A 20,211-nucleotide genomic window follows, 5' to 3' on the forward strand; every position below is an offset into this window, starting at 1 on the left:
ATTTAAATAGTAGATTTTTGTATAGCTTTAGAGGCTAAGCCGATAGCCGATTGAACGAACTGTCTTAATGAATTGCGGATTATCTTTATCTTTTTCCACTTTTTTTCTTAGATGAAAAATCAAATTTGCAACACGATACTGTTTATTGCCAATATCATCTTTCCATACGGTCTCATAGATTTCTTTATAAGAAACGGCTTGATTTCTGTTCCTATATAAAATTTCTAATGTTCTATATTCAAGACGCGTAAGACATATTTCTTTTTCTCCATTGATAATGACACTTAAATTACTAGGGAAAAGTTCAAACAATGGAAATTCATCCGAAATTCTCTCTTCTAAAGAGATACTTCCCATTTGCGTATCATGATTCAGTCCATTTTTCTGACGATGTAAAGCATTCTCCATGACTAATGAAAATTCTTCTGGAAAATCATTAATAGGTAAAACACCATCCACTCCTAGTTTTAAAAAAACTAAATTTTTGATACTATTGGTTTCTTTCGTTAACACCCAAACTAATTTATTTGTTTGGGCTTTGATTTCAATGATTGCTTTCAAAACCACACTCATTCTATTATCATCATCACTGTCATCAGGAATAACAATGCAGTCGACTTCTTTGATCATTAACTGAATATTTTCTTGATGAATTAAATGTACTTGTCCAATTTCATTGACTTTTTTCATATATTCTTTAGAAAGTGTTCCTAAAAATGAAGCAACTCCTATGTTATACATTAACAATCCTTCCTTTTCTAATTATTCATTTTATTGACAGTTATAACTCTTTTGTGTTTATATACAAATCATAATAATTTTTTTAAATTTTCTATTATGTTATAATCAACGAAAGTTTGATGTTATATGGTAAAAAGTTTCCTCATTGTTGTACAAAGAAGAAAAGAAGCTGAAACTACTATCACAATTATCTTTCTAAGAGACGTTGACGGCGGAGTGACGGCGTGAAAAATAAAAAAACTTGAAATGTTAGCTTTAACTAACGTTTCAAGTTTTTGTTTTATCTGCATCACAAAAGGGAATCAACTATCTTGAAAGTACTCAGGAGTTGTTGCTATTGATTCATCAATCATTAACTGATCCAGTCGTTGGACTATTTTTTTACGACTTTCTAACATTGAATCAGTGTAGATATCCAGTGTCATTTTAACAGAAGTATGCCCTAATAATCGACTAAGACTAGCGATATCTGTCCCCATTTCAATACACCTCGTTGCGAACGTATGCCTGAGAATATGAAAATGTACATCTGGAATACCCGCTTTTTTTACAGCGCTTTTGAAACGATAACGAATAACTCTAGGTTCTGCTAAATTACTTCTACAAGCAACAACATATTCGCTATCACTATTTTTTTTCTTCTCAATTAGATAATAAAGTATCTTTTTTGATAATGGTACGATACGATAAGATTGTTCTGTTTTGGGAGAACTTATGATTATATTTGTTTTATTTTCAGTTTTTAATGATGTTTTTACACGAGAGACTGTCCGTTTGATATAGACAATTTCATTTTTAAAATCGATATCTGACCATTTTAAACCACTGACTTCACCGATTCGTAGACCTAAATATAATGATAAAATAATTGGAGAACAGCCTTTTTCCTTCAAAGCAACTATTTCTAATTTACGTTGATCTGATCTGGATAAAGCCGAAAGCATTTTCTTTTTTTTATGTGGTAATCGAATCTTTTTATATGGGCTTCCCTTTAATAAATCATTATTTTTTGCTGAAATTAGAATTTTTTTCAATAAAGTAAAGATATTTCTGATCGTTCCAGACGCTAAATTTTGTTTTTCTAGTGAATTTATAAACCGTTGAATATCATCCTTTGTTACATTATGTAGGTAGCAGTTTTCAAAAAAAGGATATATGTAAGCCAGACATAGCCACTGATATTGAGCATACGTAGAGCTTTTAACGGCGGGCTTCACTTCATATTCAAACCAAAAATCACACCACTCTTTCAACAATTTTTCTTCAGATTTTTGATTCTCTTTTTCAATAAGACCTGCTTTCATGACAATTAACTTTGTTTTAACCTCTTTATATTTTTTTGCATATACATAACCATACTTTATTGATCCTGTTTTGCTCCTTCCTTTTATATAGCGCCCCTCCCATCGTCCATCTTTTCTTTTATAGATATTTTCGCCTTTTTTAGCTATTTTACTCAGTCCTTTGCTTAGTATTTTGACCATTATTTTGACGGCTGATAAAAAGCATCCAAAAAAAAGAAAACCCTGTGAAAATAGATATAATTCGTTTAGAAAAAAACTATTTCGCATTAATTTCTCATTTTTTTTCGTTTTTAGATAAAAGAATGAGAAAAATAGAAATAAAATCATGTTGACTTCTTATAATTTTCCAATTAAACTGAAATACAGATAGGAAATACCGCTGTTCTTCTTCTTTGTACAACAATGAGGAAAAATTATTATGGTATGTTTTGAATTGTAAAGTGACTGAAATTGACAATTTTTAAAATCTACTTTCCATAATGAGAGGCTTCATAAGCATATTAATTACACATCACCTCAAATAAAGAACTACATAAAAAAAGCCCCTGCTAGCAGAAACTAGCAGGGGCTTTTCTAATTCATTATGTTAAAACTTCGTATTCAGCGATTTTGCTTGAAATAATTCCAGATCGTTTCTTTTCCTTTGAATCATCATTTGTTGTTTGTTTTCTTTGATGCATCTGCTTAAATGATGCGCTTTGTACCCAATTTTTTTGTTGCTCTTTTGATACCCAACGACTTAGAACTACCAACTCTGTAATTTCAGGATTCTCAGGCAACGTGCGATGCATGAGCTGAAAGTTTAAAAATCCGTCTACTAATTCCATACTTTCTTTTGTATGTCCAGCTGTAAACTGTTGAATAATTTTTTGTGATTGAGCGGTTTCAGTTTGAATCGTATTCGTTACAATGTACATATTTATTCCCTCCATTATTCTTTCATAGTTGTTTCAATAAAATAATCTTGAATGATTTGACCTTGATCAAAATGAAGAACTCGCTGACAAGTTCTAGTAAGAAACTCTTTGTCATGAGTAATAACTAAAACTAAAATCTGTTCTTGATGCAGCCAACGGATGGTATTACTAACTTCTTCCATATGTAATAAGTCTAATCCACTGGTAGGCTCATCAAAAATGATTAGTTTTTTACCTGATAGTAATGCACTTGCAATTGCTACTCTCTGCTTTTCACCACCAGATAGAGTTTGGGGATGCCTCCACAAAAGTGACTCTAAATGAAGCATTTCAACAATTTTATTAAAGTCTTTGGTATTTTTTGCATTCAAACTTATTTCTTTTTCAACCGTTTCAAAAAACAATTGTAAATTAACATCCTGCATAACCACAAAGCTTTCTTCAATCAAATGCTTTGGTCTCATTATCTGTTCGTTTCGCCTTATAGTCCCCTGTCTTGGTTTGATCAATCCAGATAAAAGTTTTGAAAAAGTTGATTTACCTGCGCCATTATGACCAACAATCCCTGTTATAAAGCTACTATTTAACGTAAGCGAAGGAATCTTTAACACTGAAGGTTGTTTATGATAATGGAAATCAATATCTTCGCATGATATAACAATTTCTCCTGAACTATTTTCTTCCTTTTCTACTCTTTTCAGATTTGTTTGCTCAAGTGAGCGTAAACCCATTGATTGAATTTGTGTTGGTGTTTGTTCTTTCATTTCTTGATTTGTATAATTTTCAATGATAGTACCATTTTCCATTACTAAATATCTGTCCGCAAGCTCACTTAAATAATACAAGCGATGCTCTGAAACAATTATTGTCATGCCTTGATCTTTTAGTACTTGTAGGTAAGATTTCAGTTGTTCAATGGTAGATTCGTCTAAATTACTTGAAGGTTCATCTAATAAAAACAACCGATGCTTCAACATACTAGCAGAGGCAAAGGCAATCAATTGTTTTTGCCCCCCCGATAAATGAAACATGCTTCGTTCTAAAAATGCCTCTAAAGAAAATAAATGAGTGATTTCATTGATTCTATCAATCATTTCCTCCCTAGGTATACCATAATTCTCCAGAGCGAAAGCCAGTTCTGAATAGACATCACTCGTAAAAAACTGAGTTTTAGGATTTTGAAATACAACCCCAATGTCACGAACGTATTCATTAAACTCTTTTGTTAACAGTTCTTGGTCTAAAACAGTTCCTTTTCCCATCAACTCACCAGTATACAATTCAGGAATCAAGCCATTTAAGATTCTCAATAAAGTTGATTTACCACAGCCGCTTTTACCGCACAAAACAATAAACTCTCCTGTTTTGACTTCTAAATCTACTTGTCGAATAACTTTTTCTTGATCTTCATAAGAAAATGCTACATCTTGTAAATCAATCATTAAATAAACCTCCCAACAATACCACTAAGCAATAAAATACCAATCAATAAATAGTCTTGGATTTTTAAACGAGTCTCATAAACACTCGTATGTTCTTTAGGATTTGCTAAACCACGAACTAAGGCCGCTGAAGATAGGTCTAACGAGGTATTTTCAGCAGACATTAAAATCGGAACAACAATATACTCCATTGTTTGAAATGGATGTAAAAACAAATCAACTGTTGAAACAGCAATTCCCCGATATTTCATTGCATTGCGAATACTTTTAAAATCTTGAAAAAGTGTAGGGAAGAATCGAAACAATACTGTCAATGGAATAATTAAACCTAAAGGAACACGACATTTTTTCAAAGCAGCAATCCATTCGCTGATTTTCGTCCGATTCATAGCAAAAAACGCGGCCATAATGGTGGGCAACATTCTACGGTTCCCCACAAAGAGAAAATCAAAAAATGCGGCAAAAGAATTATCTATATAAGGAAATAACAAATAGTCCCCTAAAACAAGCAGCCAAAAGATACCATAGAAGATCGTCCCTTTTTTCAAGCTACCATTTAAAATAAATAATACATAAAGCAATGTCACAAACAATATTTCTGCCTTAAAAGGTAATGGAAACATCAACAAAAAACTTGCGAATAAAATTGTACATAGTTTACTTCTTGGATCAAACGTTACGTATGTTTTTTCCATAATTTTTCCCTTTAGCTTTATCGAAATGCTTCACATAAATTTTTTGACCGATCAAAATTCCTAAAATACTACATATAATTACTGCAGCTACACAAAAATAAAATGTCGTTGTCGTAATTGGTGCAAATACTTTGTCAATATAAACTGCGTCTTTTCCACGAGCAATTAATGAATCGATATAAGCATTTTTCATAAACCACAATGGCAATACTGGTCCCATCAAGCCAAAGCTAAATACTGTATAACTGACCATTGTTCGAATTTTTTCCGATAATTTTGTATAGTATTGAATCCAATCCGCCGCTACTGCACACAGAATATTTGGTAAAAAAGATAATGGAAAATGACCGGAAACTAAGAAAAACAGCCCCATAACACTTCCCATAATGGTAATTGCCCCGAAACGAGGAATGCGCTGGATAACCAATAAATAAACAATTCCTGCAAAAAGTGCTGTAGCACTTGGAATAAGAACTGAATTAAATGCTGGAATGGTGAAACGTAAAATAACCATTGCAATCGTTACAACTAAAAAATAGATTGCAGTATAAATGCCAATTGAAATATAATCTTGTATTTTTAACTTTTTCATTCCTGTCTTGACTCCTCTTGTTTTATTGAAAATAATAATAATAGCTGTCCGTATACCTCACTTAAGATCTTCAATTGATAGCGTCCTGTTTTCTCAAATTGTGCACTTGGCAGTAATAGTTGATCCTCTACCAAAACATAGTCTAAGGTATAGCCATCATAGGAGGTCTTTTTTGATTTAACCAATTCAAAAATAGCTTTTTGTTGCGCTAACTCTTGGACTACACCTGGATCGATTGACAAAGTAATCGTTTCACCTTTGGTATATTCTGATTTTGATAGCTTGGGTGGAAAGATCATTGGTTGTTTTAATCTCGTTTCAAAATGAACATCCTCAAATCCATCTGCCAAAATATCGATTGTTACCTTATCATTTTTTTCCCATTGATCAAACAGGCGATATCTACTATGATCTGTGTTAGCTAAAAGACCAAACTCTAAATGATTTTCCGGTTTGTGATATAAATAATCTGGCCACAAAAGCGGCACCGTTTCACCATTTTTAGTGATTGTAAAACTATAAATGTATTTTCCGTATGCTTCATGAAATTGATCATAAGTCATAATATCATACTCAGTTGAAAACTGAACCATTGCCGCATAACTATAATGAGCAAAGGAATACATCTCACTCACATATTCTAACTTATTTTGAATCATTTGAACATTTTTTTCTTGATTAGCTTCAAGTAATTCTCTAATTCCATACGTCCCATCTATAAAAAGTCGCTTACGTTTATAACTGATTACATTTGATACTTCTTCTTCAAACACAGGAGTCAACGACTGAATGCTCATTATTTTACTATTGCACTTCGGATATGATCCTGGTTGAGCTAAGGCTAAAATGTAATCTTTTACTTTGATATAAATAGGTACGTTTTTGATACTATAACTGCCTTCATCATTTAACACAATCTTTTTCTGATTTGTATGAGGAAATCTGCTAATGATTTGCTTAAACTTTTCTGACAAACGGTAGTCGATCTCCTGCAAACCAGAACAATCTGCTTCGTAAAATTCAAAAAAAGTCAATGTTGTTTCACCAATAAAATAACAGGGTAAATCTTTATTCTCAATATATATATAGTCATTAATCCTCACTGGACATTGTTCTGTTTCTCTTGTGTCATATTTAATTGAAAATCTATCCACTATTAACTCATTCATTAAAACACCCCTCCTCTTATTTGATTAGTATATCACAATTAACTGATAATGAGAATCATTATCAGTTAATTTGTTTTATCTTTTGAATCATATTTAATAACAAAACTATTATACAACTACCTACTTTATCTCATATCAGATAGATAAGTGAATGGGGAAAATTTTACAATCTTATCCTTCCCCGAATAAACACCATAAAAATTAGAACTTTTTGGAACTTCAAAAAAAAGCGTACAATGCAAAAAGTGCATTGTACGGTTCTCATACTAACTACTCAAGTTTAAACATCTTTTTACTTACTATCTATTTTAGTGAGTTGTTCCTGTATTTTCTTCAATATCTTCTTCCGTTGTCACAGCAGCTTCGATTGCATAAATCAATGAGTCTGCAATCGTTTGAATTGGCATTGATGGTGTTCCAACAGGGCGATCAATTACTTGCGTTGGTTCAAATGGTACATGAATAAAACCACCTTTAATACCAGCATACTTTTTATCTATCATATATAACAGACGATACATAATATCGTTACAAACAAATGTACCTGCTGTATATGAAATATACGCGGGCATTCCATTCTCTTGAACATTTTTCATCATTGCTTTGATTGGTAATGACGTAAAATAAGCTGTTTCCCCATCTTCTTCTAACTTTACTCCGATTGGTTGATTCCCTTTATTATCAGGAATTCTTGCTTCAGCTAAGTTGATGGCAACACGCTCAAACGAAACCGCACTGCGTCCACCTGCTTGTCCTACACAAATTACTATGTCTGGATTATGTTCTTTCATTGCAGTTTCAAGTACCTCACTGCTTTCTTTAAAAACAGTTGGTATTTCTAGTTTGATTACCTTAGCTCCTGATACTTCATCAGGAATCATCTTTACCGCTTCATACGCTGGATTAACAGAGTCACCGCCAAAAGGATCAAAACCTGTTACTAAAACTTTCATTATAAATAGCCTCCTAAAATTTAAAAGCTGAACGAGCTTTTTTACTATTGATTGAAGAAAAGCAAAAATGACGATAATACTTTTAATTACATTACATTTTTGATTTTCCAAAGAGATTACCCTTTAAAGCTGGCTGAGAAATTATTTGAATAATATCATATAGACAATTTGGAATACAAGCATAAAAATTGCAATGAACCATTGATTCTTGATTACGCCATATTTATCTTTCATCTCTAACATTGCAACTGGGACAACATTAAAGTTCGCTGCCATAGGTGTTAACAATGTTCCACAATAACCACAGGTCAGAGCCAACATACCAATTAATGCTGGATTAGCCCCATATGCAAAGACAAATGGCGCTCCAATTCCTACAGTCATCACTGTAATTGCCGCAAAAGCATTTCCCATAATAATTGTAAATGCCATCATCCCCAAGGCATAAATAATAATACCTATAGTTACATTGCCTTTTGGAACGACTGTACTTACTGCAGATGAAATCACGGTTCCAACTCCCGCACTGGTAAATACCGCACCAAGAGACGCTAGAAGCATCGGCAACATACTCAATGGCCCAACGGTTCCAAGCATATCAGCTGCATCATCTAAAAACGTTGTTGGTTTATTATTTTTAGAATAGAACATCAAGATCAAAATTGCTACTAAAACGCCAATCCCTACACCTACTAGTGCCCCTAGTTTTGTGAACAATGCAAAAATAATAGCAAATACCCCAATACTTAAAGCTGGAACAAAAATTTTCATTCCTAATTTATCTGACATTTGTTGCATATACTCTTTAGACGGTAACTTACTTTTCCCTTTACCTACTTTTTTGAAAATAGCTGGAAGGGTCATAGAAAAAATCAAAATCCCACTGATCATTGATGGAATAAAACGTCCACCACCAATAACAATTCCTAACGCACACCAGAAATAAGCAGTTCCATATCGATGTTGATTTGTTTTATCTAATAAGTTCTTAATACCCGTATAAATTAAAATCAAGCCCATCAAAATATATAAGACTTCCAATAACTTTTCACCAAGTAAGACTTCTGAATTCATAAAATAACTCATGATTGATCTCCTTTACTCTCAGTAACTCCGTAATATTTCTTCATCAAATGACGATCTTTTGTATAGAAGTAAATACTAGCTACAATTAGAGCAACGAGTGCCACGGGGATTTCGACTGCTGCTAATTGTACCAAAGTAACTTCATAACCTAATTCTTTTAAAGTTGATTGGACTAACAAACCGCCTGAACCGCCAATAAATAATACTTGACCAAAGAACCAGCAAATATTTTCCATTGCTGAAGCCATCCCTTTTAATTCTTCTTCATATTCTTTATTTAATTCTAAATTTTTAGATTCTACTGCACCAATTGACATTGGTAAAATGATCGGTCGAACAAATCCTGCAACACCACCAAAGCTTACATTAAATGCTGCAAAAATCATCCGAAAAACACCATAAATATCGATGATTACACCTGCTGAAACTTTTTTAAAATGACGAATTAAAGAAGCCGCTGATTCTTTCAATCCGTTTCTTTCTAAAGTACCGGTTGCCAACATAATAATGACAAAAATAGCCATTCCCCTATTACTTACAAAGCTCGTACCTAGAATGTCTAACATTCCTTCTAAACCAATTCCTCCAACTAAAGCTGTAACAACTAAGGCAATCATTACAATCAAAATTGAGTCTAACTTCATTGCGAAACCGACGATAACAATTAACACGCCTAATAAACTGAGAATATTTTCCACTGCTTACACTTCTTTCCTTATCTTTGTCTGAACCATGTTTTAAAAATAATAAATGAATAACAATTAACTATAGCAAAAAGGATACTTGTCAACATTTAATCAAACCACTACTTTAATTCCATTCGGTTGATTAGACGAGTACTAATTAAATTACGTTTAAAACAATGATCACTTTATTATACACAAATTTTTAATTTTTTTCTTTTTTTAGATAAAACCTATTTTTTATACAAACAAATGGGCTATGTCTAAATAGCTTAAAGTTGTTATTACACCACTAAAACAAGTTGTCTCAATCCGTTATCAAATATAATTAAAAACTGCCAAACGATCGATGTAATCTATCGTTTGACAGTCTCTTCTTTATTTTTTTGTTAACGTAATTACTTGAGTTGCAATTTTCTCCAAAAACGCTTGATCGTGTTCTACGATAAGCATGGTTGGTTTAACCGATAGAATCAATTTTTCCAATTGTTCATGATTGAAAACATCTAGATAATTTAATGGTTCGTCCCAAACATATAGTTCTGCTGGTTGGGCTAAAGACTTGGCCAATTCGACCTTTTTACGCTGTCCCATACTCATTTGCTCGATTCGATTTTGAAAGACTTCTCTTTCTATTCCTAATTTGTGTAAATTATTCAGAAACTCTTGGTGATTCAAACCTTGATCTTCCGAAAACTCTAACAATGTACCATGATTATCCTCATAATTCTGACGAACACAACTGATTTTTAATTTATCTGGTCCAAATAAATCACCTTTACTTTCACCATCAAATTGATTAAGTAAAAATTGAATGATCGATGATTTCCCTGAACCGTTGGCGCCTGCTAAAGCAACTCTTTGTCCATGATTTAGCTCAAAGGAAATGTTTTGAAATAAGTTTTCTTCTTGATAACTCAAAGTTAGATTTTCAACTGTCAACAATCGTTTATGATGCCCTGGTTGGTAATTCATTGTCAATGGATCAATGTATTCAACATCTTTTAAGAGGCTTTCTTTTTCTGTTAATTGTGCTTCCATCCGATTAACGATCGTTTTAGAACGTTTCATGGTACGAGCTGCCCGAGCACCTATAAAACCCGTATCGAAAATAGCTCCGCTGCCTTTATCCGAAGCCTTTCCATATTTATCTTGTTCCTTAGAACGAGACCATTCCGCTTTTTCAGCGGCTGTTTTTTTCAAACGGCTAACTTCTTTTTTTAATTTTTCATTTTGAGCAAGCTCAAACTCATCCCGGATTTTTTTTTGTTCTTCATAGACTGAAAAATCCCCTTGATACAACTCCAGTTGGCTTTTTTCGATAGATAATACATGATCTACCACCTCATCTACGAATATACGATCATGGCTGACCACAATAAATCCTTGACGTTTCTTTTTCAAATAATCTGCTACCTGTCTCCTTCCAAGAATATCCAAATGATTTGTTGGTTCATCAATCAGAGGAAAATAATGATCCTCAATGAATAGTAATGATAAAAGTGCCTTTGTTTGCTCCCCACCAGAAAGTGTTTCAAATGCACGCCACAAAATGTCTGGATTCACTTGCAGAAGATTTAGCTCACGCTCAATTTCCCATTGTTCAAAATTACTTATTTCCTGTAGCGCATAATAAGTTAATTGTTTTTTATCTTTGATTGGTTGGGGAAAATAAAGAAACTCCAATTGCTGAAGAACTTGACCACTATAGGCCAACTGGTTCTGTAAAATCTTTAACAATGTGGTTTTTCCACGACCATTTCTGCCAATCAAGCCTAATTTCCATTGGGTATCAACGTTTAAACTTGCTTGATCGAATAATATAGTTCCCTGATTATCATAGCCGAATGTTAGATTTTTAATTTCAATTTTAGACATAGTCTCACCTCAATATGAAAAGCGGAAGGATTTATTCCTTCGGTTCTTTTCAGAATTGACAATGCGTCTACGAGTACACAAAAAGACCCTAACGCTGAAAAATCATGCCAATCCTGAAAATCTACACACTGCTCCCTTAATGATTTATCAAGGTACAGTCTGAATGCAGCTTCAACAAATTGACTTAATTTTTCAACGCACGGATCCCTCACTTCGTTTTTATTGGGTTCACTATATCATGATGATTTACTCATTGTCAAGCAGTCAATTTCGTTACTCCTTCAACGGGAATAGCATATGGAAATAATTTTTCATATTTATAGTGTCTTTTGACTTATTTTTGATAATATTCTATCAACATTTAATGTTTCCCCCATTATGAACAGTCTTTGATTTATACTAAATTTATAAATAATTAAACCGAGGTAGAAAACAGATTAAGAATGAACATCAGCTTATTGTAAATATTCGATGTATTTCATAGCAAGGGAGATCATATCATGAAAATTGAACATATTGGTTTATGGGTCAAGGATTTAGAAAAAATGCGTACGTTTTATGAAACTTATTTCAACGCTCAATCATCTGATCTTTACCACAATAAGAAAACAGGTTTTCGTTCTTACTTTTTAACGTTTTCCGATGGAGCAAGACTTGAGATCATGCAGCGTGAAGATGTTAGTCATCTAAGTTCTAGTTTTGATCACGAGGTTCTTGGTTTTGCTCATTTAGCAATTGCTTTAGGCAGTAAAGAAAGCGTTGATAATCTCACCAATATTCTAGTACTGGAAGGTTATAATCTATTGAGTCCTTCTCGTATCACAGGTGATGGTTATTATGAATCTGTGATTGCTGACCCAGAAGGAAATCGTTTGGAATTAACTATTTAGTTTTGATCGAATAAATAAAATACGGAGGATATGAAATGACTATAAAAGCAATTGTTTTAGATATAGATGGAACACTTTTGAATGATGAAAAACAACTGACAAAAGAAACGAAAGCAGCGTTGATCAATGCTCAAAAAAGCGGTATTAAAGTTATTTTAGCATCTGGTAGACCAACTACTGGGATGCTAAAATATGTTGACGAGCTAGAAATGGAGCGATATAACGGATTGATTGTTTCTTACAATGGAGCACATGTTCTGGACGTTGGCTCACAAAAGGTACTATTCAGCCAGCCACTTTCAATTGAAAACAGCAAGGATATTTTAGAACATCTTAAACAATTTGAAGTAAAACCTATGATCGCTCAAGGAGATTATATGTATGTAAATAATGTTTATGATTGTATGGTGAACTTAGATGCGCCCCATGGCTCTTTAAACATCATTGAATATGAATCTCGAGGCGGAAATTTCCAATTGTGCGAAAAAAATGATTTGGCGGCATTCGTCGATTTCCCTTTGCATAAAATTTTAGTTGCTGGTCATCCTGATTACTTACAAAAGAACTGGCAAAATATTTTAGGACCATTTAAAGAAAAAGTCAGTGGTGTCTTTTCTGCCCCAATGTATTTTGAATTCACTGATCAAGGTATCGACAAAGCTAATGCTTTAGAAAAGACGCTGAAACCTTTAGGTATTCAAAGAGAACACATTGTTTCTTTCGGTGATGGACATAATGACGTATCTTTAATCAATTATGCGGGAATCGGGATTGCCATGGGAAATGCTGTAGATGAGTTAAAAAATGTTGCAAATAAAGTTACAGCTTCAAATAATGATGACGGGATTGCTCAAGCTTTAGCCAAATTGCTTTAATAGAAAAAATAGATTAGGGTTAAAAATCCTGATCTATTTTTCTATATTCGTCACATCATACGTAATAATCAGTTATAATTCACTTATACGAAGCTGACTGAAAGGTGTTTTATGCGATGAATTTAATTTTAAAATTAAAAAACTTAGATAAACTTACAACAAGCGAAGAAGTTCTTGTCACTTATATTCTGGATTTCCCAGAAAAAGTTATTCATTTTTCTCCAAAAGAATTGGCTGAACATTCTTATGTATCAATTTCAACAATTTACCGCCTGATTAACAAACTAGATCTCGATGGTCTAAATGAGCTCAAGTTGTCTTTGGTAAATTATTTGAATGAACATACGACTGAACAAATTATTAATATTGATTATCCAATTTCTGCTGAAGATAATCACTATGCCATGACTAGAAAATTAAAAACAGTTTATGATCAAACTGTTCAATCCACCATTGATACTAGCAATTTTGATCGGATGTCTTTCAATGGTGAGCTGTTAAATAAAGCAGAATTTATTGATATTTATGCAGCATCTGCAAATATTTATTTTGCTCAGAACTTCCAGTTCCAAATGCAAGAAATCGGTAAACGAATCAATGTACCCATTGATGATTATATGCAAAATCTTTCTGCTGCTAACAGTACGCCAGAACACTTGGCAATTGTTGTTTCTTACGAAGGTCGTAGTTCTAGTGTGAAGAAGATTCTAGAGACTTTAAAGAAAAATAAAAGTAAAATTTTACTGATTACATCTAAGAATAGTCCTCTACTAAATGAAACTTTCGATGGTGTTTTTCTGTTTTCTTCGCTTGAAAATCATTACAATAAAATTTCTTCTTTTTCTACAAGATTGTCTTTAATGTATATTTTTGATAGTTTGTATCTAAGCTTTTTTAATCAAGACTATGAAAAAAATTTAGCTTATAAATTGGAAAATTATCAAAAAATGAATCCTAATTTAATTTGACCTAGGACAATATAAAAGGCCTATCAGTATATAAAACATACTGATAGGCCTTTTTGTCATTTTAGTAAACCTAAATCGTTTTTCATTTTTAATACACGATAGACAGATTGATTCAATGCCTCTTCAGAATAAGCACCTTGCTCTATCCCTTGCAAAACATATGGGATTTGATCTTGAAAAGAAGAAGATAAAATAAGATCATTTCCTGCTTGCAATGCAGCTAGTCCTGCCTCTTCTTGGGATGTAAAATCAGCTAGTCCTGCCATATCCATATCATCTGTCATAATAACGCCTTGAAACCCTAACTCTTTCCTTAATACGTCATGAACTGGCTGAGAAATTGACGCAGGAGCTGTATCATCAATACTTGTCACAATATTATGAGAAACCATTATACTATCAGCACCTGCTGAAATTCCTGCTTTAAAGGGTAAAAAATCACTCTTCCGTAAAGTTTCAAGGCTTCTAGTATCATAAACAATCTCTACATGAGAATCACGGTTATTCCCATAGCCAGGGAAATGTTTTAGTGTTGAAGCAATTTTTTGTTTCTTTAATTCTTCCACACTTACCTTGATATATTCACTTGTTTTTTCAGCATCTAAACCTAATGTTCGATCGTAAATAAAAGCTTCTGGATCAGTAGCAACATCTGCATCAGGAAATAAACCGCCTTGAATGCCATAGGAATGAAGTACTTTTGACTTCTTTTGAATATCAGAACGAATCCCTGTCAATCCGGCTTCTTGATAAATCTCCATTGGTGATTTAAAGGCTTCTGCTACTAAACCATTGCCATTACTTAAACGAGAAACTGTCCCGCCTTCTTCATCAGATGCAATAAAAAGAGGGAGCTTACTTACAGCTTGATACGAAGCTATTTTGTCCTTTAAAGTAGTCGGCGTTTGTTCTTCAATATCTCTCCCAAATAAAAGATAACCGCCTAAATGATAGTTCTGTATATTTGCTTGTTGTTCTTCGATCGGTACTCGAGCAAGAAATAACTGCCCGACTTTTTCCTCCAGACTCATTGAATCTATTAAATCTTTAATTTTCTGTTCTGGATTCTTTAAAGGCCTTTGCTGATTGCTTTCTTCAGTCTCATTTTCTTTCGTTATTTCTGAGCTTGATGCTTTTGTATTTTTTTCTAGCTCAGTGCTATTATTTTTGTTAACTAGCCACATTACACCAAAACTAATACCAAAAATGAAGAGTAAAATGGTCACTGCACTAGTTATCATCGTTTTATTATTGATTGTTCTTCCTCCTTACTAAGGTGTACTACTATAGTTCCATTATAATTAGAATCACGTATAACAGTCAATTTTTTTCACCTGATTAAGCATTTACTTTTGACAAAAAAATAGACTCGTGAGATGCTTTAGATGTTACAAACAAAAAAAGAGAGAAGGTTAGATTTATATGTCAACGATGGTTTTTGTAAATTTTCCAGTTACTGACGTAAAGCGTTCTACAGAGTTCTATGAAAAGTTGGGTTTTACTAAAAATGAAGAGTTTTCTGGTGAAGAATCAAGTTCGATGGTTTGGGATGATAATTTTTGGATTATGCTATTGAATCATGATTTTTACAGTAAATTTATTAATGATAAAAAAATTGCGGATACGAAAACTACTAGCGGAGTTTTGGTTTCATTTAGCATGGAAAGTGCCGATGCTGTTAAGAAATTTGGAGAGACTGCTAAAGCCAATGGCGGCGATTTTTATCGCGTGGATATGGGCATGCCGGAAGACCAAATGTTCGGTCTTGAAGTTCAAGATCCAGATGGGAATTCATTAGAACCTACTTGGATGAATATGTAAATCTCCAACCAGACGTAACGGTTTATCAATGATGTTTATAGCTAAAAAGTTAAATCAAAAAAAGGGTCAGGGACATAACTCGAAGAGTTATGCCCCTGACCCTTAAATTCTGAATAAATAGTGAAACGAAGTCAGCTTATTATTATTTCTAGAGTTAAACATCTTCGTCCCAACAAACTATTTTATTCAGAGTATTTATTTTTAAAGAACTTTCCGAAAAATGCTAAAATCAAGCTTAGTAAACCAATACTTATTACCTCAGCATTGTTGCTCTCACCTGTATTTGGAAGCTTATTTTTAGTTGTAGGTGTTGCTCCAGTATTAGAATAATTTGATTTAGTGTTTGCTTTTGAAGTTGTATCATTATTCTCCAAATCTTTTGTCGACAAAGGAATTACCTTCCCAACACCTGAATCTGAAGTAGCACCAGTTAATGGATCAAGAGTGACAGCTGGAAGTTTTTCCCCTGCTTTTAATTCCAGACCTTCTGGAACAGCAGCAATCCACTTTCCATCTTTATCGACATCTACAGTTACTTTCTCTCCATTTGGAAATGTAATAACAACCTTTGAATTCGGCATTCCCGTACCTGAGACTTCTTTGGCACCTTCCATTACGTCGTTCACTAATGGGGCTTCGATTTTTTTGTACACATAAGTCACATCAGTTGGATCAACGGCATGATTTCCTGAAGCATTATTTGGGACTGCTACTAAAATATACCCTGGGATTTGTTTCGATTTTGTTTCATAAGGATCATTAAAAAGTCCGTTAATCAACTCACTGTCAGCTAATGGTTTGCCTTTTTCATCTACATAATTAACGGTTACTTTTGTTGCTTTCTTTTTGTATTCGTATCTCACTGTTTGATCTTTATCATTATGTTTTCCATCAGCATTTGTCGGTACAACTACTAGATCATATCCTGGAATCTCTTTCGGAGTTGTTTTATAGTCGTTACCGTATTCGCCAGGAACTTTCTCACCGGTTGCAATAGGATTACCATTTTCATCTACGTATTCAACATTGATGTTGGTTTTGATTTTTGAATAAACATAGGTTACTTCTGTTGTTTCAACCACATGCTTGCCTGAAGCATTGGTTGGTACAATGATCACTGTGTAACCTGGAATTTCTTTAGGTGCTGTTTTATAAGGATCGTCAAAAAGACCATTGATCAACTCACTGTCAGCTAAAGAAACACCCTTTTCATCCACATAGTTCACATTCACTTTTGTTGCTTTCTTTTTATACACATAACTCACGGTTTGATCCTTGTCAGTGTGCTTCCCAACTGCATTTGTCGGTTTAGAGACTAAATCATACCCTGGAATATCTTTGGATTTTGTAGAGTACTCTTCTTCATATTCACCCAAAATTTTGTCACCTGTAGTTAACGGGTTCCCGTTTTCATCTACGTATTCAACATTTATATTAGTTTTGATTTTTCTGTAGTAATATTTAACCGTCTGTTCTGTTTTTTCGTATTGTCCATTTTGGTTATCTGGCAATGTTTCTTTTATCAGTTCGTAACCCGGAATATCAATTGGAGCTGTTTCATAATTTGAACCGATCTTACCATTTTGGTTAGTTGTAGTATGAATTTTTACATCTTTGCCAGATGAATCAACTAAAATATGTTCTACAATGACTTTTCCGCCTGTGATTTTAAATTTTCCTGTTGTCGTATCTGTAATGGTTGTATTATTGACGTACCCCTCTGGAAGCTCTTCTGTTACCGTATTAGTGATAACATACTCTCCTGGTTCCAAACTAGCGATTTCTTCTGGTGTTGGCTGACGATTACTTCCAGTAATAGTCACGCTATTTCCATTAATATCTGTCCCAGTTATTATCCACTCAAAACTGTACTCACCATAAGTGTCGTTTTTATCTCTCCCCACCTTGATTGATGATGGGTTTTCAACAACTGATTCAGGTTCATTAACTACACCATCAATATCTACCGATGACACAGTTCGTTGAATATTATTAAAGAAATAACCAGTATCAAAACCGCCAAAACCATCAAGCCCTTGTAGTCGTACCATGTAAATTCCTTCTGGACCATTTAAATAGCTTGTCATGTCTACTTGATTTCCACTTTGTACTCCACCAGCTGAAAGAATCTCATACTGATAACCTTTACTATAAAAATCTTTGGGATTTGTGCGTATAAATTCTATTGTAGCAGCATTTGTATATTGGTAGTTTTCCTCTTGAGTAGGAAGAATGACACCATTCACAGTTATTGTAAAATCTCCTATATTTCTCGGTGTGATTCGATTGCTATTTTCAGTTTTCTCACTTGGGGATTCCAATACTTCTGGTGATTGATCTAATATTTCTTCTTCTGGAGCTGCAGGTTCTAAAAGCGCTTGCTCTGAATCTGATTGATTTTCTGCTACTTGCTCTACTCCCATTTCTCTATTGCTTTCGGCTACCTCCGAGTGCACGGTTATCTTTTCCTGTTTTTCAGCTGTAGCACTTTTCTCTATACCAACCGCTTCTGCTGAAATCGACGAATTTATAGCACTGTACGGTACTGTACCTAAAACCATCGTAGAAACTAATAATGTGTGTGTCCATTTTTTCATGTTTACCCTTCCTTTTAACAACATTTATATATATATTTTTTTACAATAGTTATTATATCTCATTTACACTTGTTATTTTTCCATTTTTTTTAGTGATCGTCTAAAAAAAAGAAAATTATTCACCTCCAAGTAAACAATGTAGTTTCATTAGTTTAACCTTCTTTCCAAAATGCTCATCTTTTCAATTCAGTTATTTCATTTTCAAAACATAATCATGACGATTATTTTATTTAACTAAAAAAAAAATAAAATTATATAAATAAGATACTAAAATGTAAAAAAATGAACGATAGAAACTCTAGTGAGTTGTCTATCGTTCATTTGTTATTTCCATAAATATTAAAAGGACTTTCTAAATTTTCAACAAAAATTACTTATTATCATGTTTATGGAATTTTTCTTTGATATCTTCAAAACCTTCTTTGATTTTGTCGCCCAATTTTTCAGCGCCTTCTTTGATATCATCACCGGCATCACGAGCTTTTTCTTTTACATCGCCAAATGCTGATTGTACTTTTCCTTCAAGCTCTTTGCCTTTATCATCTGTTACTTTACCTTGAACTTCTTTAGCCGTACCTTCAACTTTGTCTTTTGCATCATTTACGCGTTCATTTAAATCTGCCATGTGAAAATCCCTCCTAATAATATTTGTTACAAATTTACAATAACACCCTTTTTTAGCTTATACAAATATTTCGCTTTTTTCCTTAATATACTGATTCAAACGTCCATTAACCATTTTTTAGCACTATTCACTTCATCTATAGTTATTTGATGACCAGAAACAGTTCTCTCAACTGAAACGTTCGCGCCGCGATTTTCTAATTGAGAAATCAGTTGATCTGCTGCGTCTTTTGATACAATAGGATCGTTTATTCCAAAAGATAACCAAACTTTATGGTGACTAAGAGCATGTTGTTTAGTATCTACGCCAAGTGACATTGGATGAAAAAGAATCCCCTTTTGCAACTGGCTCTCTCTTTCCAACATTGCATGAGCAGCGATGTTGGCTCCGTTAGAATAACCAACAATTACCCAGTCTTCAACAGCAATTTGTTTTTCCTTGCTAATAGAAATAATTTCCGTTAGAAGATGATCAGTCTCTTCTTCTAAACTCTCAAAATCAAATTGATTTAGACCGTTTCGTTTAAAATAACGATTCATGCCATCCTCTTGAATCCGTCCACGAATAGAAAGAATCGTTGCATTTGGATCTAGCAACTGAGCAATTTCCAATAGAGAGTTTTCATCTCCCCCTGTTCCGTGAAGTAATAATAATTTTTTTCCTTGAGCTTTTCCTTCTTCAAAAATGTAATGCATCACATTCACCTATTTCTTTTTATTTTCATAATAATAGTTATCACAATTAAAATACTTACTTTTAGTAAGCTTCTATACATCATAATAACACCTTTCTGTTTATTTGTCACTTAGGATAGTATTTTTCAAGTATAAAAAATGGGTCTGAAGTATAACTCAAAGAGTTATGTTCCAGGCCCTTAATATCAAAATAAACGGTGAATCAAAAGTAACTTATTTCTCGAAGCTAACGCCTTTGATACCAACCATACTCATCCTAATCTTGGTGCTAAGATACAAT

19 protein-coding genes are annotated in these 20,211 nt (G+C 33.3%); 4 read left to right on the forward strand and 15 right to left on the reverse strand.

What is annotated here, in order from left to right; genetic code table 11:
* Positions 1 to 27: 27 nt before the first annotated feature.
* The 11 genes from BCR23_RS00880 to BCR23_RS00930 all read right to left on the reverse strand — a co-directional run bounded on the left by BCR23_RS00880 (position 28) and on the right by BCR23_RS00930 (position 11,460).
* Complete coding sequence (locus BCR23_RS00880) at positions 28 to 741, reverse strand: winged helix-turn-helix domain-containing protein (protein WP_069633617.1); 714 nt, start codon at positions 739 to 741, stop codon at positions 28 to 30.
* Positions 742 to 1,043: 302 nt separating this feature from the next.
* Positions 1,044 to 2,045: a tyrosine-type recombinase/integrase gene (locus BCR23_RS00885; protein ID WP_240482510.1), complete on the reverse strand. Its 1,002-nt coding sequence runs from the start codon at positions 2,043 to 2,045 to the stop codon at positions 1,044 to 1,046.
* Positions 2,046 to 2,626: 581 nt separating this feature from the next.
* The gene (locus BCR23_RS00890; RefSeq protein ID WP_069633618.1) at positions 2,627 to 2,962 is read right to left on the reverse strand and encodes an antibiotic biosynthesis monooxygenase; all 336 of its coding nucleotides are present in this window, start codon (positions 2,960 to 2,962) and stop codon (positions 2,627 to 2,629) included.
* Between the two features lie 14 nt (positions 2,963 to 2,976).
* Positions 2,977 to 4,404, reverse strand: a complete 1,428-nt coding sequence (locus tag BCR23_RS00895) for an ABC transporter ATP-binding protein (protein WP_069633619.1) — start codon at positions 4,402 to 4,404, stop codon at positions 2,977 to 2,979.
* Positions 4,404 to 5,099, reverse strand: a complete 696-nt coding sequence (locus tag BCR23_RS00900) for an energy-coupling factor transporter transmembrane component T (protein ID WP_069633620.1) — start codon at positions 5,097 to 5,099, stop codon at positions 4,404 to 4,406. The genes BCR23_RS00895 and BCR23_RS00900 overlap by 1 nt, the downstream gene beginning before the upstream one ends.
* Positions 5,074 to 5,691, reverse strand: a complete 618-nt coding sequence (locus BCR23_RS00905; RefSeq protein WP_069633621.1) for an MptD family putative ECF transporter S component — start codon at positions 5,689 to 5,691, stop codon at positions 5,074 to 5,076. Before BCR23_RS00905 ends, BCR23_RS00900 begins: the two co-directional genes overlap by 26 nt.
* Positions 5,688 to 6,860, reverse strand: a complete 1,173-nt coding sequence (locus tag BCR23_RS00910) for a hypothetical protein (RefSeq protein ID WP_069633622.1) — start codon at positions 6,858 to 6,860, stop codon at positions 5,688 to 5,690. Before BCR23_RS00910 ends, BCR23_RS00905 begins: the two co-directional genes overlap by 4 nt.
* A gap of 308 nt (positions 6,861 to 7,168) precedes the next feature.
* Entirely contained in the window at positions 7,169 to 7,813 is a 645-nt protein-coding gene (pcp, locus tag BCR23_RS00915; protein ID WP_069633623.1) for a pyroglutamyl-peptidase I, read from the reverse strand.
* A 141-nt stretch (positions 7,814 to 7,954) separates the two neighbouring features.
* On the reverse strand, positions 7,955 to 8,899 hold the full coding sequence (locus tag BCR23_RS00920) for a DUF979 domain-containing protein (RefSeq protein WP_069633624.1): 945 nt from the start codon (positions 8,897 to 8,899) through the stop codon (positions 7,955 to 7,957).
* On the reverse strand, positions 8,896 to 9,597 hold the full coding sequence (locus BCR23_RS00925) for a DUF969 domain-containing protein (protein WP_069633625.1): 702 nt from the start codon (positions 9,595 to 9,597) through the stop codon (positions 8,896 to 8,898). Before BCR23_RS00925 ends, BCR23_RS00920 begins: the two co-directional genes overlap by 4 nt.
* 363 nt (positions 9,598 to 9,960) lie before the next feature.
* Positions 9,961 to 11,460, reverse strand: a complete 1,500-nt coding sequence (locus BCR23_RS00930) for an Lsa family ABC-F type ribosomal protection protein (protein ID WP_069633626.1) — start codon at positions 11,458 to 11,460, stop codon at positions 9,961 to 9,963.
* A 500-nt stretch (positions 11,461 to 11,960) separates the two neighbouring features.
* On the opposite strand from BCR23_RS00930, the gene BCR23_RS00935 reads away from it, so the two are divergent.
* From BCR23_RS00935 to BCR23_RS00945, 3 genes are all read left to right on the forward strand, one after another.
* Positions 11,961 to 12,350, forward strand: coding sequence for a VOC family protein (locus BCR23_RS00935; protein WP_069633627.1), 390 nt, complete (start codon positions 11,961 to 11,963; stop codon positions 12,348 to 12,350).
* Positions 12,351 to 12,385: 35 nt separating this feature from the next.
* The gene (locus tag BCR23_RS00940) at positions 12,386 to 13,225 is read left to right on the forward strand and encodes a Cof-type HAD-IIB family hydrolase (protein ID WP_069633628.1); all 840 of its coding nucleotides are present in this window, start codon (positions 12,386 to 12,388) and stop codon (positions 13,223 to 13,225) included.
* Between the two features lie 116 nt (positions 13,226 to 13,341).
* Positions 13,342 to 14,193, forward strand: a complete 852-nt coding sequence (locus BCR23_RS00945) for a MurR/RpiR family transcriptional regulator (RefSeq protein ID WP_069633629.1) — start codon at positions 13,342 to 13,344, stop codon at positions 14,191 to 14,193.
* A gap of 56 nt (positions 14,194 to 14,249) precedes the next feature.
* On the opposite strand, the gene BCR23_RS00950 is transcribed toward BCR23_RS00945, so the two are convergent.
* Positions 14,250 to 15,434 carry a glycoside hydrolase family 3 protein gene (locus BCR23_RS00950; protein ID WP_069633630.1) on the reverse strand — a complete coding sequence of 395 codons (1,185 nt, stop codon included), beginning with the start codon at positions 15,432 to 15,434 and terminating at the stop codon, positions 14,250 to 14,252.
* A gap of 181 nt (positions 15,435 to 15,615) precedes the next feature.
* On the opposite strand from BCR23_RS00950, the gene BCR23_RS00955 reads away from it, so the two are divergent.
* Positions 15,616 to 16,014 (forward strand): VOC family protein, encoded by a 399-nt coding sequence (locus BCR23_RS00955; protein ID WP_069633631.1) that lies wholly within the window; start codon positions 15,616 to 15,618, stop codon positions 16,012 to 16,014.
* Positions 16,015 to 16,196: 182 nt separating this feature from the next.
* Here BCR23_RS00955 and BCR23_RS00960 read toward each other — a convergent pair whose 3' ends face one another.
* The 3 genes from BCR23_RS00960 to BCR23_RS00970 form a co-directional block, all read right to left on the reverse strand.
* Positions 16,197 to 18,611 carry a MucBP domain-containing protein gene (locus BCR23_RS00960; RefSeq protein ID WP_069633632.1) on the reverse strand — a complete coding sequence of 805 codons (2,415 nt, stop codon included), beginning with the start codon at positions 18,609 to 18,611 and terminating at the stop codon, positions 16,197 to 16,199.
* A gap of 370 nt (positions 18,612 to 18,981) precedes the next feature.
* The gene (locus BCR23_RS00965) at positions 18,982 to 19,236 is read right to left on the reverse strand and encodes a YtxH domain-containing protein (RefSeq protein WP_069633633.1); all 255 of its coding nucleotides are present in this window, start codon (positions 19,234 to 19,236) and stop codon (positions 18,982 to 18,984) included.
* Positions 19,237 to 19,331: 95 nt separating this feature from the next.
* Positions 19,332 to 19,931, reverse strand: coding sequence for an alpha/beta hydrolase (locus BCR23_RS00970; RefSeq protein WP_069633634.1), 600 nt, complete (start codon positions 19,929 to 19,931; stop codon positions 19,332 to 19,334).
* Positions 19,932 to 20,211 lie beyond the last annotated feature (280 nt).

Origin of the sequence: Enterococcus quebecensis (assembly GCF_001730365.1) — a bacterium.
Taxonomy (GTDB): Bacteria; Bacillota; Bacilli; order Lactobacillales; family Enterococcaceae; genus Enterococcus_L; species Enterococcus_L quebecensis.

Bases quoted from the DNA above. Each gene is read 5' to 3' on its own strand.
- BCR23_RS00880 (WP_069633617.1), bottom strand. From the start codon at position 741: ATGTATAACATAGGAGTTGCTTCATTTTTAGGAACACTTTCTAAAGAA.
- BCR23_RS00885 (WP_240482510.1), bottom strand. From the start codon at position 2,045: ATGAAAGCAGGTCTTATTGAAAAAGAGAATCAAAAATCTGAAGAAAAA.
- BCR23_RS00890 (WP_069633618.1), bottom strand. From the start codon at position 2,962: ATGTACATTGTAACGAATACGATTCAAACTGAAACCGCTCAATCACAA.
- BCR23_RS00895 (WP_069633619.1), bottom strand. From the start codon at position 4,404: ATGATTGATTTACAAGATGTAGCATTTTCTTATGAAGATCAAGAAAAA.
- BCR23_RS00900 (WP_069633620.1), bottom strand. From the start codon at position 5,099: ATGGAAAAAACATACGTAACGTTTGATCCAAGAAGTAAACTATGTACA.
- BCR23_RS00905 (WP_069633621.1), bottom strand. From the start codon at position 5,691: ATGAAAAAGTTAAAAATACAAGATTATATTTCAATTGGCATTTATACT.
- BCR23_RS00910 (WP_069633622.1), bottom strand. From the start codon at position 6,860: ATGAATGAGTTAATAGTGGATAGATTTTCAATTAAATATGACACAAGA.
- pcp (WP_069633623.1), bottom strand. From the start codon at position 7,813: ATGAAAGTTTTAGTAACAGGTTTTGATCCTTTTGGCGGTGACTCTGTT.
- BCR23_RS00920 (WP_069633624.1), bottom strand. From the start codon at position 8,899: ATGAGTTATTTTATGAATTCAGAAGTCTTACTTGGTGAAAAGTTATTG.
- BCR23_RS00930 (WP_069633626.1), bottom strand. From the start codon at position 11,460: ATGTCTAAAATTGAAATTAAAAATCTAACATTCGGCTATGATAATCAG.
- BCR23_RS00935 (WP_069633627.1), top strand. From the start codon at position 11,961: ATGAAAATTGAACATATTGGTTTATGGGTCAAGGATTTAGAAAAAATG.
- BCR23_RS00940 (WP_069633628.1), top strand. From the start codon at position 12,386: ATGACTATAAAAGCAATTGTTTTAGATATAGATGGAACACTTTTGAAT.
- BCR23_RS00945 (WP_069633629.1), top strand. From the start codon at position 13,342: ATGAATTTAATTTTAAAATTAAAAAACTTAGATAAACTTACAACAAGC.
- BCR23_RS00950 (WP_069633630.1), bottom strand. From the start codon at position 15,434: ATGATAACTAGTGCAGTGACCATTTTACTCTTCATTTTTGGTATTAGT.
- BCR23_RS00955 (WP_069633631.1), top strand. From the start codon at position 15,616: ATGTCAACGATGGTTTTTGTAAATTTTCCAGTTACTGACGTAAAGCGT.
- BCR23_RS00960 (WP_069633632.1), bottom strand. From the start codon at position 18,611: ATGAAAAAATGGACACACACATTATTAGTTTCTACGATGGTTTTAGGT.
- BCR23_RS00965 (WP_069633633.1), bottom strand. From the start codon at position 19,236: ATGGCAGATTTAAATGAACGCGTAAATGATGCAAAAGACAAAGTTGAA.
- BCR23_RS00970 (WP_069633634.1), bottom strand. From the start codon at position 19,931: ATGCATTACATTTTTGAAGAAGGAAAAGCTCAAGGAAAAAAATTATTA.